This is a genomic window from Streptomyces sp. NPDC028298 (assembly GCF_055565895.1).
The window spans coordinates 278862-296466 of the sequence record NZ_JBVHTL010000002.1; the positions used below are offsets into that span (position 1 = coordinate 278862).

Genomic DNA, 17605 nt, shown 5'->3' on the forward strand with positions numbered 1-17605 from the left:
ACCACCCACCCCCCCCCCCCCCCACCCACCCCCCCCCCCCCCACCCCCACCCCCCCCCCCCCCCCCCCCCCCCCCCCCCCCCCCCCCCCCCCCCGGCCCTCGGAAAAGACGCGCCCGTGGCTAGTGGGCGGCCGACTCCCAGTCCCGGCCCACGCCGACCGAGACGTCCAGCGGGACGTCGAGCCGGACCGCCGACGCCATCTCGCGGCGCAGCAGCTCCTCGGTCCGCTCCCGCTCACCGGGGGCGATCTCCAGGACGATTTCGTCATGGACCTGGAGGAGCATGCGGGAGTCCAGCTTCGCCTCGCGCAGCGCCCGGTCCACGTTGAGCATCGCGATCTTCACGATGTCGGCGGCCGTGCCCTGGATGGGCGCGTTCAGGGCCATGCGCTCGGCCGCCTCACGGCGCTGACGGTTGTCGCTGTTGAGATCCGGCAGATAGCGGCGGCGCCCGAACAGTGTCGCCGTGTAGCCCGTGGCCCGGGCCTCGTCGACCGCGCGGCGCAGATAGTCCCGTACACCGCCGAAGCGCTCGAAGTACGTGTCCATCAGCCCACGGGCCTCGCCCGCCTCGATGTTGAGCTGCTGCGACAGACCGAACGCCGACAGCCCGTACGCGAGGCCGTACGACATCGCCTTGATCTTGCGGCGCATCTCGGCGTCCACCGCGGACCGCTCCACCGAGAACACCTGGGAGGCGACGGTGGTGTGCAGGTCCTCACCGGAGGTGAACGCCTCCAGCAGACCCTCGTCCTCGGACAGATGGGCCATCACCCGCAGCTCGATCTGGCTGTAGTCCGCGGTCATCAGGCACTCGAAGCCCTCACCGACGACGAACCCACGGCGGATCGCGCGGCCCTCGTCCGTACGCACCGGGATGTTCTGCAGGTTCGGATCGGTCGACGACAGCCGGCCGGTCGCCGCCACCGTCTGGTTGAACGTCGTGTGGATACGTCCGTCCGGCGCGACCGTCTTGATCAGACCCTCGACCGTGGACCGCAGCTTGGCCTGCTCACGGTGACGCAGCATGATCACGGGCAGTTCGTTCTCGGTCTGCGCCGCCAGCCAGGCCAACGCGTCCGCGTCCGTCGTGTAACCCGTCTTCGTCTTCTTCGTCTTCGGCAGGGCCAGTTCACCGAAGAGGACTTCCTGGAGCTGCTTGGGCGAACCGAGGTTGAACTCGTGCCCCGCGGCCGCGTGCGCCTCCTTCACCGCCTGCTGCACCGCGCCGGCGAACGTCTGCTCCATGGCCTCCAGGTGCGCCCGGTCCGCCGCGATGCCGTACCGCTCCAGCCGCGCCAGCAGACTGGACGTGGGCAGCTCCATGTCCCGCAGCAGGTCCGCCGCGCCGACCTCCTGGAGCTTCTCCCCGAACGCCTCCCCCAGATCGAGGATCGTGCGGGCCTGCGCCATCAGCGCGTCGGCCTCGGCCTGCTCGTCCGTACCGAACGCGAGCTGTCCGTCGGCAGCGGCCGCGGGCCCGAGCTCCCGGCCCAGATACTCCAGGGACAGCGCGTCCAGCGCGAAGGAACGACGGCCCGGCTTGACCAGATAGGCCGCGAGCGCCGTGTCCATCGTCACGCCCTCGATGGTCCAGCCGTGCTCGGCGAAGACCCGCATCACACCCTTGGCGTTGTGCATGACCTTGTGCCTGTTCGGGTCGGCGAGCCACGCGGCGAACGCGTTCTCGTCCGGCTCGTCCAGCCGGGACGGGTCGAACCAGACCGCCGGACCCGCGGCCGCCGCGAGCGCCACCTCGGCCACCGACCCCGAGCCCAGCGCCCACGAGTCGACCGTGGACACGCCCAGCGCCTCACCGCCGTGCTCGGCGAGCCACGGCTTCAGCTCGCCCGCGCCCAGCACCACTCCGTCGATCTCGACACCCTCGGCGACCGGCCGCGCCTCCTCGGCCTCGCCTGCCCCCGGATCCACCGCGAGCAGCCGCTCACGCAGCGAGGGGTTACGGATCTCCAGCGTGTCCAGCACCATCGCCACGGCCGTACGGTCGTACGCGGCCCGCTCCAGGTCCGCCACCGTCCGGGACAGCTCGACGTCCTTGACCATCTCCGTGAGACGGCGGTTGAGCTTCACCGCCTCCAGGTGGTCACGCAGGTTCTGCCCGGCCTTGCCCTTGACCTCGTCGACCCGCTCCACCAGCTCCGCGAACGAACCGAACTGGTTGATCCACTTCGCGGCCGTCTTCTCACCCACACCGGGAATGCCCGGCAGGTTGTCCGACGGATCACCGCGCAGCGCCGCGAAGTCCGGATACTGCGCCGGCGTCAGCCCGTACTTCTCGAAGACCTTCTCCGGCGTGAACCGGGTCAGCTCGGAGACACCCTTCGTCGGATACAGCACCGTCGTGTGCTCCGAGACGAGCTGGAAGGAGTCACGGTCACCCGTGACGATCAGCACCTCGAAACCCTCGGCCTCCGCCTGCGTGGCGAGCGTCGCGATGATGTCGTCCGCCTCGAACCCGTCCACCGCGAACCGCTGCGCGTGCATCGCGTCCAGCAGCTCGCCGATCAGCTCGACCTGCCCCTTGAACTCGTCCGGGGTCTTCGACCTGTTCGCCTTGTACTCGGTGAACTCCTCGGAACGCCACGTCTTGCGCGAGACGTCGAACGCCACCGCGAAGTGCGTGGGCGACTCGTCGCGCAGCGTGTTCGCCAGCATCGACGCGAAACCATAGATGGCGTTCGTTGGCTGGCCCGTCGCGGTGGTGAAGTTCTCCGCGGGCAGCGCGAAGAACGCGCGGTAGGCCAGCGAGTGCCCATCCATGAGCATCAGGCGCGGGCGGCCCGTACCTGCGGTTTTCTCGGTCTTCTTCGATGCTGTCTCTGCCACACCCCCGATCCTGCCACGGCCCGCTGACAACGAGAGCCCTCCCGGCCCGGCGCACCCCCTCCCCACCCCGGATTCCCACAACCCACGGACCGCGCCGTCGGCCACGCGTGCGAGGATCGAAGAGGTACGAACACACGCACACCGACGTGCGCACGCGAAGGGGTTCACCGATGGCCAGCAAGCCGCCGAAAAGCGATCCGGTCCAGGACGCACCGCAGGTAGCCGGACCGAAGCACGCCGCGGCCGGGCTCCCCGCCATCGGACACACCCTGCGCATCGCCCAGCAGCAGATGGGCGTCCGCCGCACCGCGCTCACCCTCCTGCGCGTCAACCAGAAGGACGGCTTCGACTGCCCCGGCTGCGCCTGGCCCGAACCCGAGCACCGGCACACCGCGGAGTTCTGCGAGAACGGCGCCAAAGCCGTCGCCGAGGAAGCCACCCTGCGCCGCGTGACCCCCGACTTCTTCGCCGCGCACCCCGTCTCCGACCTCGCCGGCCGCAGCGGCTACTGGCTCGGCCAGCAGGGCCGCCTCACCCACCCCATGTACCTGGCCGAGGGCGCCGACCACTACGAGGCCATCCCCTGGGAACGCGCCTTCGACATCGTCGCCGAGGAACTCGCCGCGCTCGGCTCCCCGGACGAAGCCCTCTTCTACACCTCGGGCCGCACCAGCAACGAGGCCGCCTTCCTCTACCAGCTCTTCGCCCGCGAACTCGGCACGAACAACCTGCCCGACTGCTCGAACATGTGCCACGAGTCGTCCGGCTCCGCGCTCAACGAGACCATCGGCATCGGCAAGGGCAGCGTCCTGCTCGAGGACCTCTACCGCGCGGACCTGATCATCGTCGCCGGGCAGAACCCCGGCACGAACCACCCGCGCATGCTCTCCGCCCTGGAGAAGGCCAAGGCCAACGGCGCGAAGATCATCACCGTCAACCCGCTGCCCGAAGCGGGCATGGAGCGGTTCAAGAACCCCCAGACACCCCAGGGCATGGTCAAGGGTGCCGCGCTCACCGACCTCTTCCTCCAGATCCGCATCGGCGGCGACCAGGCCCTCTTCCGCCTGCTGAACAAGCTGATCCTCGACACCGAGGGCGCCGTCGACGAGGCGTTCGTCGCCGAACACACCCACGGCTTCGAGGACTTCGCCCAGGCCGCCCGCGCCGCCGACTGGGACGAGACGCTCACCGCGACCGGCCTCACCCGCGACAGCATCGACGAGGCCCTGAAGATGGTCCTCGCCTCCCAGCGGACCATCGTGTGCTGGGCCATGGGCCTCACCCAGCACAAGCACTCCGTCCCCACCATCCGCGAAGTCGTCAACTTCCTGCTGCTGCGCGGCAACATCGGCCGCCCCGGCGCCGGCGTCTGCCCCGTCCGCGGACACTCCAACGTCCAGGGCGACCGCACGATGGGCATCTTCGAACGCCCCGCCCCCGCCTTCCTCGACGCCCTGGAGAAGGAGTTCGGCTTCAAACCGCCCCGCGAACACGGCTACGACGTCGTACGCGCCATCCGCGCGCTCCGCGACGGCGACGCGAAGGTCTTCTTCGCCATGGGCGGCAACTTCGTCTCCGCCTCCCCCGACACCGACGTCACCGAGGCGGCCATGCGGCGCGCCCGGCTCACCGTCCACGTCTCCACCAAGCTGAACCGCTCGCACGTCGTCACCGGAGCACGCGCCCTCATCCTGCCCACCCTCGGACGCACCGAACGCGACCTCCAGGGCAGCGGCGAGCAGTTCGTGACCGTCGAGGACTCCATGGGCATGGTGCACGCCTCACGCGGCCGCCTGGAGCCCGCTAGCCCCCACCTGCTGTCCGAGCCCGCCATCGTCGCCCGCCTCGCCCGCAGGGTCCTCGGAGAGGCCAGCACCACCCCCTGGGAGGAGTTCGAGAAGGACTACGCGACCATCCGCGACCGCATCGCCCGCGTCATCCCCGGCTTCCAGGACTTCAACGCGCGCGTGGCCGACCCCGCCGGCTTCGCCCTGCCGCACGCCCCCCGCGACGAACGCCGCTTCCCGACGGCCACCGGCAAGGCCAACTTCACCGCCGCGCCCGTCGAACACCCCGAACTGCCCGCAGGACGCCTGCTGCTGCAGACCCTGCGCTCCCACGACCAGTACAACACCACCATCTACGGACTCGACGACCGATACCGGGGCATCAAGAACGGCCGCCGGGTCGTCCTCGTCAACCCCGACGACGCCCGCGATCTGAAGATCGCGGACGGCTCGTACGTCGACCTCGTCGGCGAGTGGAAGGACGGCGTGGAACGGCGCGCGCCCGGCTTCCGCGTCGTGCACTACCCCACCGCCCGGGGCTGCGCCGCCGCCTACTACCCCGAGACGAACGTCCTGGTCCCCCTGGACTCGACCGCGGACACCAGCAACACCCCTGCCAGCAAGTCCGTGGTCGTCCGTCTGGAACAATCGACAGCCGACTGAGCGTTCGCTCAGCGAGGGACATCCACGACGACGTGGTCCACGACGAACGGAGCCGGGCCCCATGGGCGAACAGCACACCCCGAAGTTCCCGCAAGGGGTCATCGACGAGTACGCCGCGCTCGGCGTCGACCTGCCCGCCCTGTTCTCCGCGGGCCACCTCGGCAACCGCATGGGCGTCCAGATCACCGAGGCCTCCGCGGAACGCGTCGTGGGCACCATGCCCGTCGAGGGCAACACCCAGCCCTACGGCCTGCTCCACGGAGGGGCCTCCGCCGTCCTCGCCGAGACCATCGGCTCCGTCGGCGCCATGCTCCACGGCGGCATCACGAAGATCGCCGTCGGCGTCGACCTGAACTGCACGCACCACCGCGGCGTCCGCTCCGGCCTCGTCACCGGCGTGGCCACCCCCGTCCACCGGGGCCGCACCTCGGCGACGTACGAGATCGCCATCACCGGCGAGGACGGCAAGCGCGTCTGCAGCGCCCGCCTGACCTGCATCCTCAAGGACGCCCCACAGGGCTGACGCCGGGCGCCACGGGCACCCTGGGGCTCCCTGCGAACCTCGGGGCGCCCGGAAGCCCCGGGGTCCCGCCTGGAAGTCCGGGGTGCCCGGAAGTCCGGGGCACGCGGGAGCGCGGGATTCATGGGAGCCCGGGAGCCCGGGGCGCGGGAGCCATGGGAGCCCGGGGCGACGGAAGTCCTGAGCGCGCGCGAGCACGGGAGCCCGGTATGCGGGAGCCCGGGGCGCTCCGGGAGGCACGGCCCCGGGGTTTCCGGGCGCCCGGCCCCTCCGAGGGGTCACCCTCCCCGAAGTCGCGCAGTTCGCCGTTCTCCGGAACCATGCAGAGCCCACGCAAGTTCCGCGCCTCGACGGAGTCGCGCGGAGTCCGCAGAGGTTCCCCGCCCGGCCGAAGTCGCACGGAGCCCACGCAAGGTTCTCGACCTCCCGTCGCGCGGAAGCCGCGGAAGCCGCCGACCCTCCGGAGTCCCTCCGGGCCGCCGAAGTCCAACCCCCGTACCCCCGGCTCCCGTTGGAGCCATACGCCCAGCGCGGCTCGGCGCGACCCTGCACGGTCCGCAGTGAACCGCACCGGCACTGAATGTCGTCGCGATCGCAATCGGCGGCCCCGTCGCCCGCCTCCGCGCCGTCCGTGATCGCCAAGGGGGCCGCGCCCCGGCCACAAGTGCCCCGGCGGCACGCGCACTTCCTTCCGCTTCGGGCGCCGGCACCGGGCGACGCGCGGGCGGCACCGCCCGCCAAGTGGACTCCGGGACGCCCGAGTTGGGTGCGGCGGCCCCAGCTCGGCTGCCACTGACAGTGAAGGCCGGAAACGCCCGCCTCATCACCTTGCGCGGCCCTGTATACAACCGCGCCTCCCCGCCGCCCGGCTTCCGGGCTCCCCGGCCCCGACCTGCCCGTACGCGAAGACAACGCACAGCAACAGCAAAGCCTCACTTCGGCGGCACGCCGCAGCCCGGCGCGAAGCGCGTCACACGCGCCCCCCGCTGCCCCAACACGCCCTCCCGCACACCCACTTCGCCCGGCCAGGACACCGCCGACCGCCTCATGCGGCGGTAACACACGGTTACCTCTGCCGCAATAAAGCAATGCCCACACCGCGAGCCGCTCCGCACCACGCCCCCGACGACCCACCGAACGGTCACCGCGCGTACAGCTTCCGGTCTCCACCATCAACCCGGGCCAGCACGTTCTCACCATGCGAACACACAACCGTCTCCGGCCAACACGCCGAAATGCTCCGATCGTCCGCCCCACCCCCCGCAAGGCACCCCCCGGATAACAAGAGCGTCACAGCCTTCCCCACGCTCCTCCCCACCCCCCCAACCTGCGCTTATAGTCACGGCCAGTCACCGCGCCGCCGGGCGCGTCACTGCACGGCCCTGCTTCATCCAGTACGGCCCGGCGAGAAACACGGCCCCCACCCTGGGGTGCCGCGCCAGGGAGAGGATTCAACGTGCGACAGCGTTCTATGGTCATACTCACCGCCGTGCTCACGACAGGAGCACTCACGCTGACCGCCTGCGGCTCGCGCGACGACAGCGGCGACAGCAAGAGCAGCAAGAAGACCGAGATCATCATCGGCGTGGACGCGCCGCTGACCGGTCAGAACTCGGCCACGGGCCTCGGCATCCAGGGCGGCGTCCAGATCGCCGTCGACGACGCCAACAAGAACAACACCGTCCCCGGCGTGACCTTCAAGGTCAAGGCGCTCGACGACAAGGCGATCCCGGCCTCCGGCCAGGCCAACGCCACCCAGCTCGTCCAGGACGACAAGGTCCTCGGCGTCGTCGGCCCGCTGAACTCCGGCGTCGCCACCCAGATGCAGCAGGTCTTCGACACCGCCGGCCTCGTCGAGATCTCTCCGTCGAACACCGCGCCCGAGCTGACCCAGGGCAAGAACTGGCAGACCGCCAAGTCCCGCCCGTTCAAGACCTACTTCCGCACCGCGACCACCGACGCCCTCCAGGGCGGCTTCGCGGCCGACTACGCCTACAACACGCTGAAGAAGCGCAAGGTGTACGTGGTCGACGACAAGCAGACCTACGGTGCCGGCCTCGCCAAGCTCTTCAAGGCGGGCTTCACCAAGGCCGGCGGCAAGCTCGCGGGCGAGGACCACGTCAACACGGGCGACACGGACTTCTCCGCGCTCGTCACCAAGATCAAGAACTCCAAGGCCGACCTCGTCTACTACGGCGGCCAGTACGACGAGTCCGAGAAGCTCACCAAGCAGCTCAAGGACGGCGGAGTCAAGACCCCGCTGTTCGGTGGTGACGGCATGTTCTCCGACACCTACATCCAGACCGCCGGCAAGACCTCCGAGGGCGACCTCGTCACCTCGGTCGGCCAGCCCGTCGACTCCCTGCCCTCCGCCGCCGACTTCATCAAGAAGTACAAGGCCTCCGGCCTCAAGGGCGACTACGGCACCTACGGTGGCTACTCCTACGACGCCGCCACGGCCATCATCAAGGCCATCGGCGCTGTCGTGAAGGACGGCAAGATCCCGGACGGCGCCCGCGCCAAGATCGTCGCCGAGGTCCAGAAGACCAAGTTCGACGGCATCGCCGGCCCCGTCTCGTTCGACGAGTACGGCGACACCACGAACAAGCAGCTCACCGTCTACCAGGTCGTCGACGGTAAGTGGAAGGCCGTCAAGAGCGGCACGTTCAACGGCTGATCAGCAACACCCGGGACACTCCGGTGGATCGGTTCACCACCAGGCGACGGCGCCCCCAGCGGCACCACACGCCCGGTCCGATCCACCGGACAGGCCCTCCGCACAACCCCAGGGCCGCGCGGCCACGACCACACGTCACCGCGCGGCCCGCTTCATACGCCCTGATCAACTCTCCCCACCACATGGAGGCCACGCGGTGAACACCCTGCCGCAGCAGCTGGCCAACGGGCTGTTCCTCGGCTCGATGTACGGGCTGATCGCCATCGGCTACACGATGGTGTACGGCATCGTCCAGCTCATCAACTTCGCCCACGGCGAGATCTTCATGACCGGCGGCTTCGGCGCACTCTCGGTCTACCTGTACGTTCTGCCAAACGGCACATCCATGTGGATAGCCCTCCCAGCGATGCTGATAGGCGGCGGAATCGTCTCCGTCCTCATCGCCGTCGGGGCCGAACGCTTCGCCTACCGACCACTACGCGGAGCACCACGCCTCGCACCCCTCATCACCGCCATCGGTCTGTCGCTGGCCCTCCAGCAGATCGTCTTCAACACCTACCCCGACGCCAAGACCGACCTGAAGTTCCCCCAGCTTCCCTTCGGCCCCTGGCACATCGGCTCCGTCAGCATCCAGAGCGGCTCGGTCTTCGTCATCGTCGCCGCCCCCCTGTGCATGGCGGCCCTCGCCCTCTTCGTCAGCCTCTCCCGCACCGGCCGCGCCATGCAGGCCACCGCGCAGGACCCTGACACCGCGCAGCTCATGGGCATCGACACCAACCGCATCATCGTCATCGCCTTCGCCATCGGCGGCTTCTTCGCCGCCGTCGCGGCCGTCGCCTACGGCCTGCGCTACGGCACCGTCAAGTACGACATGGGCTTCCAGATGGGCCTCAAGGCCTTCACCGCGGCCGTCCTCGGCGGCATCGGCAACATCTACGGCGCCATGATCGGCGGCCTCGTCCTCGGCCTCGCCGAGACCCTGGCCACCAGCTACATCGACGGCATCCCCGGCATGCAGCAGCTCGGCGGCGGCGGCTGGTCCTCCGTCTGGGCCTTCGTACTCCTCATCCTCGTACTGCTGTTCAGGCCACAAGGCCTCGTCGGCGAACGCGTCGCGGACAGGGCGTGAGCACCATGGCAACCACCGAGACCACGACCCCCGCGCGCGGCCTGATCGCACTGCCCGAGAGCGCGGCCCGCGCCCTCATCGCGGTCGGCGCCGTCGCCACCATCGCCAGCACCTTCATGTCCTGGACCTACACGTCCGACTTCCCCGGGGACCTCACCTACTACGGCTCCCCGGCCGGACTCCAGGTCCTCGACATCGTCGCCGGCGCCCTCACGCTCCTCTTCGCCCTGACCCTCTGGAACGTCCGCGGCCTCGGCTGGCTCAACCCGGCGGGCGCCACCCAGCCCGTCGTCCTCGCCGCCGCCTCCGCGTTCGCCGTGAGCTGGTTCAGCGCCATCGCCATCGCCGTCGACCTCAAGGGCCTCGTCGCACTCGACCCCGGCGCCTACCTCGCCGCCGTCGGCTCCCTCGTCGCCCTCCTCGGCACCCTGGCACTCCCCAAGCCCGGGGACACCTTCAAGGACTACATCACCAAGCCCGACCTCATCCCGCCGGCCGCCAAGCTGGACGGCTGGGTCGAGCGCCTCGTCATCACCGGCGCCACCGCCGTCGCGCTGATCGTCTTCAACTACGGCATCGGCGTCGACCCCGACGCGAGCGAAACGTTCCTGGGCTACCTGTTCCTCGTCGTCTTCGGCGCCTCGGCCCTGCTCACCGCCGGACTCTTCGACCGCTTCGCGCAGCTGAACGCCCGCCACAAGGGATTCGCCACCAGCATGGCCTTCCTGGCCGCGGCGATCTTCCCGTTCCTCGCGAACAACGAGCACAACTCCAACCTCGGCGTCAACATCCTCGTCGTCGCCACCGTCGCCCTCGGCCTCAACATCGTCGTCGGCCTCACCGGACTCCTCGACCTCGGATACGTCGCCTTCCTCGGCGTCGGCGCCTACGCCGCGGCCCTCGTCTCCGGCTCCGAGTTCTCCCGCTTCTCCGGCGTCCAGTTCCCCTTCTGGGCCGCCATGCTCACCGGCATGGCCGCGTCGCTCGTCTTCGGCGTCCTCATCGGCGCCCCGACCCTGCGACTGCGCGGCGACTACCTCGCCATCGTGACCCTGGGCTTCGGAGAGATCTTCCGCATCGCCGTCAACAACATGGACGGGACCTCCGGCCCCAACCTCACCAACGGCCCCAACGGCATCTCCATGATCCCGGACCTCGACATCTTCGGGTTCAACTTCGGCTCCGAGCACAACATCCTCGGCTTCCCGCTCGGCCGCTTCGCCAACTACTTCCTGCTGATGCTCGTCATCACGGCAATCGTCGTCGTGGTCTTCAACCGCGCCGCCGACTCGCGCATCGGCCGCTCCTGGATCGCCATCCGCGAGGACGAGACCGCCGCGACCGCCATGGGCATCAACGGCTTCCGCGTCAAGCTCATCGCCTTCGCCCTCGGCGCCTCCCTCGCCGGCCTCGCCGGCACCGTCAGCGCCCACGTCGGCTACAGCGTCAACCCGGCGCCGTACCAGTTCGCCGGCTCCGTGCCCCCGAACTCCGCCTTCCTCCTCGCGGCGGTCGTTCTCGGCGGCATGGGCACCGTCAACGGGCCCATCCTCGGCGCCACCCTGCTCTACCTCCTCCCCGAGAAGCTCAGCTTCCTCAAGGAGTACGAGCTCCTCGCCTTCGGCATCGCGCTCGTCATCCTGATGCGCTTCCGCCCCGAAGGCATCATCGCCAACCGCCGCCGCCAGCTCGAGTTCCACGAGAGCGACGACAGCGACAAGGCCGTCCACATCCCCGAACAAGGCCTGCCCGACTCCACCGTCGGCGTCACCAAGGCAGGGGCGTAACCAACATGACCACCACCACAGCCCCCAGCCCGGTCCTCGAAGCCACCGGCGTCACCATGCGCTTCGGCGGCCTCACCGCCGTGCGAGGCGTCGACCTCACCGTCAACGCCGGAGAGATCGTCGGCCTCATCGGCCCCAACGGCGCCGGCAAGACCACCTTCTTCAACTGCCTCACCGGCCTCTACGTCCCCACCGAGGGCAAAGTCGCCTACAAGGGCACGGTGCTGCCGCCCAAGCCGCACCTCGTCACCAGCGCAGGCATCGCCCGCACCTTCCAGAACATCCGGCTCTTCGCCAACATGACCGTTCTGGAGAACGTGCTCGTCGGACGCCACACCCGCACCAAGGAAGGCCTCTGGTCGGCCATCCTCCGCGGCCCCGGCTTCCGCAAGGCCGAAGCCGAATCCCGCGAACGCGCCATGGAACTGCTGGAGTTCATCGGCCTCGACCACAAGGCCGACCACCTCTCCCGCAACCTCCCCTACGGCGAACAGCGCAAGCTGGAGATCGCCCGAGCCATGGCGAGCGAGCCGGGCCTGCTCCTCCTGGACGAGCCCACCGCCGGCATGAACCCGCAGGAAACCCGCGCGACCGAAGAACTCGTCTTCGCCATCCGCGACCGCGGCATCGCCGTCCTCGTCATCGAGCACGACATGCGCTTCATCTTCAACCTGTCCGACCGCGTGGCCTGCCTCGTCCAGGGCGAGAAGCTCGTCGAAGGCACCTCCGAGGTCGTCCAGGGCGACGAGCGCGTCATCGCCGCCTACCTCGGCACCCCCTTCGAAGGCGCCCCCGGCGCCGACGAACTCGCCGAGGTCGAGGCCGCGGAAGCCGCCGGAACGACCGAGGCCGTGACCGCGACCGACACCGCGCCGGAGACCGAGGAAGCCGCCGACACCCCGGCAGCCACCCCGGCCGACGACACCACGGAAGCCCCCGCGACCGAGGAAGCCGAAACGACCCCGGCAGCCGAGGACACCACGGACACCGACGAAGCCCCCCAGGCCTCCGAGGCACCCGAGGACGCCACGCCGTCCGACGACTCCGACGCGCAGGGCAGCACCACCAAGGAAGGAAACGCCCAGTGACCGCACTGCTCGAGGTCGAAGACCTCAAGGTCGCCTACGGCAAGATCGAAGCCGTCAAGGGCATCTCCTTCACCGTCGAAGCCGGCCAGATCGTCACCCTCATCGGCACCAACGGCGCCGGCAAGACGACGACCCTGCGCACCCTCTCCGGGCTCCTCAAGCCCAGCGGAGGCCGCATCCTCTTCGACGGCCAGCCCCTCGCCAACATCCCCGCCCACAAGATCGTCTCCCTCGGGCTCGCCCACTCCCCCGAGGGACGGCACATCTTCCCCCGCCTCACCATCGCGGAGAACCTCCAGCTCGGAGCCTTCCTCCGCAGCGACAAGGCGGGCATCGAGAAGGACATCCAGCGCGCCTACGACCTCTTCCCCATCCTGGGAGAACGCCGTAAGCAGGCCGCAGGCACCCTCTCGGGCGGCGAACAGCAGATGCTCGCCATGGGACGCGCCCTCATGTCCCAGCCCAAGCTGCTCATGCTCGACGAGCCCTCCATGGGCCTCTCGCCGATCATGATGCAGAAGATCCTCGCCACCATCGCCGAACTCAAGGCGTCCGGCACCACCATCCTGCTCGTCGAGCAGAACGCCCAGGCGGCGCTCTCCCTCGCCGACCAGGCCCACGTCATGGAGGTCGGCAGCATCGTCCTCTCCGGCACCGGCCAGGACCTCCTCCACGACGAGTCCGTCCGCAAGGCCTACCTCGGCGAGGACTGATCCGCCCACGACCCCGGTCGTACGAAAAGGCCCGCACCTCCGTCAGGGGTGCGGGCCTCTTCCGTCCGCCACTTCGACGCGGACCGAGCGCTGCTGCGGGGGGACTAGCCCTTCGCCGCCTTCTTCTCCGCGGCGTCCTCGATGACCGCCTCGGCCACCTGCTGCATCGACATACGACGGTCCATCGACGTCTTCTGGATCCACCGGAACGCCGCCGGCTCCGTCAGGCCGTACTCCGTCTGCAGGACCGACTTCGCCCGGTCCACCAGCTTCCGGGTCTCCAGACGCTGCGTGAGATCCGCGATCTCACCCTCCAGCGCCTTCAGCTCCGCGAACCGGGACACGGCCATCTCGATCGCCGGCACCACGTCGCTCTTGCTGAACGGCTTCACCAGGTACGCCATCGCGCCCGCGTCACGGGCCCGCTCGACCAGGTCGCGCTGCGAGAACGCGGTCAGCATCAGCACCGGGGCGATCGACTCCTCGGCGATCTTCTCCGCCGCCGAGATGCCGTCCAGCTTCGGCATCTTCACGTCGAGGATCACCAGGTCGGGCTTGTGCTCCCGGGCCAGCTCGACGGCCTGTTCACCGTCGCCGGCCTCGCCCACGACGGTGTAGCCCTCCTCCTCCAGCATCTCCTTGAGGTCGAGACGGATCAGCGCCTCGTCCTCGGCGATGACGACACGGGTCGTCAGCGGAGGCACGTGCGACTTGTCGTCGTCGGGCGCGTCTACGGGCTGGGGCGACTCGGGGGCGGTCACGGGGGCTCCTCGTTCAGGGCGGGGACTGCTGACAAGAGCCTACCTAGCTGCGGTAAGGTGAGGGCACGGCGGGTGATCGCTACCCTTTGTTTCAGAGGAAGCCCCGGTAGCCCAGCGGTAGAGGCCATGGATTCAAAACCCATACAGCGTCGGTTCGAATCCGACTCGGGGCACTTTTCCTTGGATGTCAAGGTTGCTTCACGAAAGCGGATGTTCCCATTCTGGTGAACATCCGCTTTTTGCTGCGTGTCGTCGATGCCGCGAACGCAGAGTGACCATATGTACGACATTGGCACACGCAAGCAAGCGCTGGCACTACTGAACCAAGGACGCAGCCTGAACTCGGTCAGCAAAGAGACCGGGATTTCCCGAGCCGCGATCCGTTCATGGCAAGTGCGCATCAAGCCCCTCGAAGGCAACCGCGGCAGGCCCTGCCCAAGGTGCCGCACCACCCCCGAGGATCCTGACGATCCCGCCGCGTACGCCTACTTGCTGGGCCTCTACCTCGGCGACGGCTGCATCAGCTCCTTCCGGAGAGGCGTCCACTTTCTCCGCATCGCGTGCGCCGACGCCTGGCCCGGTCTGATCGACGCCTGCGCGTCGGCAGTACGGTCGCTGCGCCCCGACAACAAGGTGTTCCGCGTGCAGCGGCAGGGTTGCCAGTACGTCACCTGCTACAGCAAGCACTGGCCCTGCCTGTTTCCCCAGCACGGCCCCGGCAAGAAGCACGAGCGGCCGATCGTGCTCGAACCCTGGCAGCAGGAGATCGTCGACGCCCACCCCTGGGAGTTCGTCCGGGGTCTCATCCACTCGGACGGCTGCCGCATCACCAACTGGACGACCCGCCTCGTCGCCGGGGAGACGAAGCGCTACGAGTACCCCCGGTACTTCTTCACCAACAAGTCGCCCGACATCATGCGCCTCTTCACCGATACTCTCGACGCGGTCGGCGTCGACTGGAGGCAGCCGAACTCCCGCAACATCTCCGTCGCCCGCAAAGCCTCCGTAGCCCTCATGGACGTCCACGTCGGCCCCAAGTACTGACCAGAAAGGGCCCCGCGGGCGGCTCAGGAGGGGCCCGTCGGGCGTGGTGCGGTGCTACTTGGGGCTGTCGTCCTCGCCCACGTGGTGGACGCGGACCAGGTTCGTGGAGCCGGAGACTCCGGGCGGGGAGCCGGCGGTGATCACGACGATGTCGCCCTTGTTGCAGCGGCCGTACTTGAGGAGGAGTTCGTCGACCTGGTCGACCATGGCGTCGGTGGAGTCGACGTGCGGGCCGAGGAAGGTCTCGACACCCCAGGTGAGGTTGAGCTGGGAGCGGGTGGCGGGGGTGGGGGTGAAGGCGAGGAGGGGGATGGGCGAGCGGTAGCGGGAGAGGCGGCGGACGGTGTCGCCGGACTGGGTGAAGGCGACGAGGAACTTGGCGCCGAGGAAGTCGCCCATCTCCGCCGCGGCTCGGGCGACGGCGCCGCCCTGGGTGCGGGGTTTGTTGCGTTCGGTCAGCGGGGGCAGTCCCTTGGCGAGGATGTCCTCCTCGGCGGCTTCGACGATGCGGCTCATCGTCCTGACCGTCTCGATGGGGTATTTGCCGACGCTGGTCTCGCCGGAGAGCATCACGGCGTCGGTGCCGTCGATGACGGCGTTGGCGACGTCGGAGGCCTCGGCGCGGGTGGGGCGGGAATTGTCGATCATCGAGTCGAGCATCTGGGTGGCGACGATGACCGGCTTGGCATTGCGTTTGGCGAGTTTGATGGCGCGCTTCTGGACGATGGGCACCTGTTCGAGCGGCATTTCGACACCGAGGTCGCCGCGGGCGACCATGATGCCGTCGAATGCGGCGACGATGTCGTCGATGTTGTCGACGGCCTGGGGCTTTTCGACCTTGGCGATGACGGGGAGGCGTCGGCCTTCTTCGTCCATGATGCGGTGGACGTCCTGGATGTCCTTGCCGCTGCGGACGAACGAGAGGGCGATGACGTCGAAGCCGGTGCGCAGGGCCCAGCGGAGGTCGTCCTCGTCCTTGTCGGAGAGGGCGGGTACGGAGACGGCGACGCCGGGGAGGTTGAGGCCCTTGTGGTCGGAGACCATGCCGCCTTCGATGACGGTGGTGTGGACGCGGGGGCCGTCGACGGAGGTGACTTCGAGGCAGACCTTTCCGTCGTCGACGAGGACGCGTTCACCGGGAGTGACGTCGGTGGCGAGGCCGTCGTAGGTGGTTCCGCAGGATTCGCGGTCTCCTTGGGCGCCTTCTTCGACGGTGATGGTGAAGGTGTCCCCGCGTTCAAGGAGTACGGGTCCTTCGGTGAAGCGGCCGAGGCGGATCTTCGGGCCTTGAAGGTCGCCGAGGATTCCGACGCTGCGGCCGGTTTCGTCGGAGGCTTTCCGGACGTGCCGGTAGCGCTCTTCGTGGTCGGCGTGGGTGCCGTGGCTGAGGTTGAAGCGGGCTACGTCCATTCCGGCTTCGACCAGGGCTTTGATCTGGTCGTATGAGTCGGTTGCGGGGCCCAGTGTGCAGACGATTTTCGCTCGGCGCATGATTCGAGCCTAGGCCTTACCGGTCGGTAGAGAATTGGTCGCGCATGACTACTCAACAACCTTTGCGTGAAGGGTTATTGACAACTGTTGAATTGTGCGCCGCACCGCTCCGATGAGCGGAGCGTGATGCCCGGTGCGGTCGGCGCCTTCTTCGACCTGTGCCCGTCCAGTGTGCGCCGGGCTGTGGGGTGGGTGCGCGGAAGAGTCGTGTGGTGACGTTCCGTGATGCTGTCAGGTGGGGCTAGAGCCGTGGTGGCGCCATGGTGAAGCGGGCGACGACCTGGGCGTGGACGTGCTGGCGTTGGGGTTCGAGGTCGAGGGGTGCGGGTTCGTCCTCGGTGGGGGCGGCGCCGTAGGCGGCGCGGCTGAGCGCGCGGGTGGTCTGGGGGACGCGGGGGTGGGTGTCGTCGGTGCCGGTGTCGGCGAGTTCGACGAGGGCGGTGAGGGTGGTGTCGAGGGCTTCGGCGTATTCGCGGGCGCGCTGGACGGCTTCGTGGACGGCTTGCCGACGTGCCGCGCGGTGGGCCGGGGAGTCGGGGCGCAGGGTCCACCAGGGGCCGTCGACGCGGGTGAGGTCGAGGTCGGCGAGGGCGGTGGTGAGTTCGCCGAGTGCGGTGAAGTCGTTCAGTTGGGCGGTGATGTGGACGAGTCCGTGGTGGGTGCGGGTGCGTTCGCCGCGGCTGTGCCGGCCGAGTTCGGGGGTGATGGTGAGGGCGCTGGTCTCGAGGCGTTCGACCGCGTCGCCGTGGGTTTTGACGAGGTCGAGGGCGCGGGCGTTGCGGTGGGTGAGGTCGGTGAGGGTCTGGCGGCGGTCTTTGCCGCGGGCGGTGACGGTGATGGTGATGCGGGCGAGTTCGGGGTCGACTTCGAGGTGGGCTTCGCCGCGGACGGCGATGCGGGGTGTGTCAGGGGTGCCGTAGGGGACGGCGGGTGGGGTGGGGGTGGTGGCCGGGGTGTGCCGGTCGGTGGGGCCGGTGTCGGGGGTCATACGTCCCACTCTGTCACTGGGTGGGGGGTGGGCGGTGTCGTCCGGCCATCAGATGGAAACCTCCAGGGTCTTTTGCGGGGGCGGGTGTTGGGCCAGAATCTACGCGCGTC

The 17605-nt window shown here is 69.1% G+C and carries 12 protein-coding genes and 1 tRNA gene; 9 read left to right on the forward strand and 4 right to left on the reverse strand.

The annotated features are described in order from the left end of the window. Nucleotides 1–120 precede the first annotated feature (120 nt). Entirely contained in the window at nt 121–2847 is a 2727-nt protein-coding gene (gene polA, locus ACZ4TO_RS09825) for a DNA polymerase I (protein WP_382796199.1), read from the reverse strand. A gap of 170 nt (nt 2848–3017) precedes the next feature. Here polA and ACZ4TO_RS09830 point away from each other — a divergent pair, with 170 nt between their 5' ends. The 7 genes from ACZ4TO_RS09830 (at nt 3018) to ACZ4TO_RS09860 (ending at nt 13211) form a co-directional block, all read left to right on the forward strand. Further along, a complete protein-coding gene (locus ACZ4TO_RS09830; protein WP_382796200.1) occupies nt 3018–5297 on the forward strand; it encodes an FdhF/YdeP family oxidoreductase in 2280 nt (759 codons plus the stop codon). A 61-nt stretch (nt 5298–5358) separates the two neighbouring features. Beyond that, nucleotides 5359–5820: a PaaI family thioesterase gene (locus tag ACZ4TO_RS09835; RefSeq protein ID WP_382796202.1), complete on the forward strand. Its 462-nt coding sequence runs from the start codon at nt 5359–5361 to the stop codon at nt 5818–5820. Nucleotides 5821–7288: 1468 nt separating this feature from the next. Then, on the forward strand, nt 7289–8494 hold the full coding sequence (locus tag ACZ4TO_RS09840) for a branched-chain amino acid ABC transporter substrate-binding protein (RefSeq protein WP_382796338.1): 1206 nt from the start codon (nt 7289–7291) through the stop codon (nt 8492–8494). Nucleotides 8495–8690: 196 nt separating this feature from the next. Then, nucleotides 8691–9623 (forward strand): branched-chain amino acid ABC transporter permease, encoded by a 933-nt coding sequence (locus tag ACZ4TO_RS09845; protein ID WP_382796204.1) that lies wholly within the window; start codon nt 8691–8693, stop codon nt 9621–9623. A gap of 5 nt (nt 9624–9628) precedes the next feature. Next, nucleotides 9629–11410, forward strand: a complete 1782-nt coding sequence (locus ACZ4TO_RS09850) for a branched-chain amino acid ABC transporter permease (protein WP_468024358.1) — start codon at nt 9629–9631, stop codon at nt 11408–11410. Nucleotides 11411–11415: 5 nt separating this feature from the next. Next, nucleotides 11416–12498 (forward strand): ABC transporter ATP-binding protein, encoded by a 1083-nt coding sequence (locus tag ACZ4TO_RS09855; protein WP_382796206.1) that lies wholly within the window; start codon nt 11416–11418, stop codon nt 12496–12498. Then, nucleotides 12495–13211: an ABC transporter ATP-binding protein gene (locus ACZ4TO_RS09860; RefSeq protein ID WP_382796208.1), complete on the forward strand. Its 717-nt coding sequence runs from the start codon at nt 12495–12497 to the stop codon at nt 13209–13211. The genes ACZ4TO_RS09855 and ACZ4TO_RS09860 overlap by 4 nt, the downstream gene beginning before the upstream one ends. Before the next feature lie 104 nt (nt 13212–13315). On the opposite strand, the gene ACZ4TO_RS09865 is transcribed toward ACZ4TO_RS09860, so the two are convergent. Next, nucleotides 13316–13972, reverse strand: coding sequence for an ANTAR domain-containing response regulator (locus tag ACZ4TO_RS09865; RefSeq protein ID WP_037624717.1), 657 nt, complete (start codon nt 13970–13972; stop codon nt 13316–13318). A 100-nt stretch (nt 13973–14072) separates the two neighbouring features. Here ACZ4TO_RS09865 and ACZ4TO_RS09870 point away from each other — a divergent pair. After that, nucleotides 14073–14145: transfer RNA gene (locus tag ACZ4TO_RS09870), tRNA-Leu, on the forward strand. 106 nt (nt 14146–14251) lie between these two features. Further along, nucleotides 14252–15016, forward strand: coding sequence for a helix-turn-helix domain-containing protein (locus ACZ4TO_RS09875; RefSeq protein ID WP_468023919.1), 765 nt, complete (start codon nt 14252–14254; stop codon nt 15014–15016). 54 nt (nt 15017–15070) lie between these two features. On the opposite strand, the gene pyk is transcribed toward ACZ4TO_RS09875, so the two are convergent. Continuing rightward, the gene (pyk, locus tag ACZ4TO_RS09880) at nt 15071–16507 is read right to left on the reverse strand and encodes a pyruvate kinase (RefSeq protein ID WP_382796210.1); all 1437 of its coding nucleotides are present in this window, start codon (nt 16505–16507) and stop codon (nt 15071–15073) included. Between the two features lie 241 nt (nt 16508–16748). Then, on the reverse strand, nt 16749–17495 hold the full coding sequence (locus ACZ4TO_RS09885) for an SIMPL domain-containing protein (RefSeq protein ID WP_468023920.1): 747 nt from the start codon (nt 17493–17495) through the stop codon (nt 16749–16751). Between the last annotated feature and the right edge of the window lie 110 nt (nt 17496–17605).

What these genes read in the sequence shown, in the direction of transcription:
- ACZ4TO_RS09830 (WP_382796200.1), top strand. Translation starts at nt 3,018, where the DNA reads ATGGCCAGCAAGCCGCCGAAAAGCGATCCGGTCCAGGACGCACCGCAG.
- ACZ4TO_RS09835 (WP_382796202.1), top strand. Translation starts at nt 5,359, where the DNA reads ATGGGCGAACAGCACACCCCGAAGTTCCCGCAAGGGGTCATCGACGAG.
- ACZ4TO_RS09840 (WP_382796338.1), top strand. Translation starts at nt 7,289, where the DNA reads ATGGTCATACTCACCGCCGTGCTCACGACAGGAGCACTCACGCTGACC.
- ACZ4TO_RS09850 (WP_468024358.1), top strand. Translation starts at nt 9,629, where the DNA reads ATGGCAACCACCGAGACCACGACCCCCGCGCGCGGCCTGATCGCACTG.
- ACZ4TO_RS09855 (WP_382796206.1), top strand. Translation starts at nt 11,416, where the DNA reads ATGACCACCACCACAGCCCCCAGCCCGGTCCTCGAAGCCACCGGCGTC.
- ACZ4TO_RS09875 (WP_468023919.1), top strand. Translation starts at nt 14,252, where the DNA reads ATGTACGACATTGGCACACGCAAGCAAGCGCTGGCACTACTGAACCAA.
- pyk (WP_382796210.1), bottom strand. Translation starts at nt 16,507, where the DNA reads ATGCGCCGAGCGAAAATCGTCTGCACACTGGGCCCCGCAACCGACTCA.
- ACZ4TO_RS09885 (WP_468023920.1), bottom strand. Translation starts at nt 17,495, where the DNA reads ATGACCCCCGACACCGGCCCCACCGACCGGCACACCCCGGCCACCACC.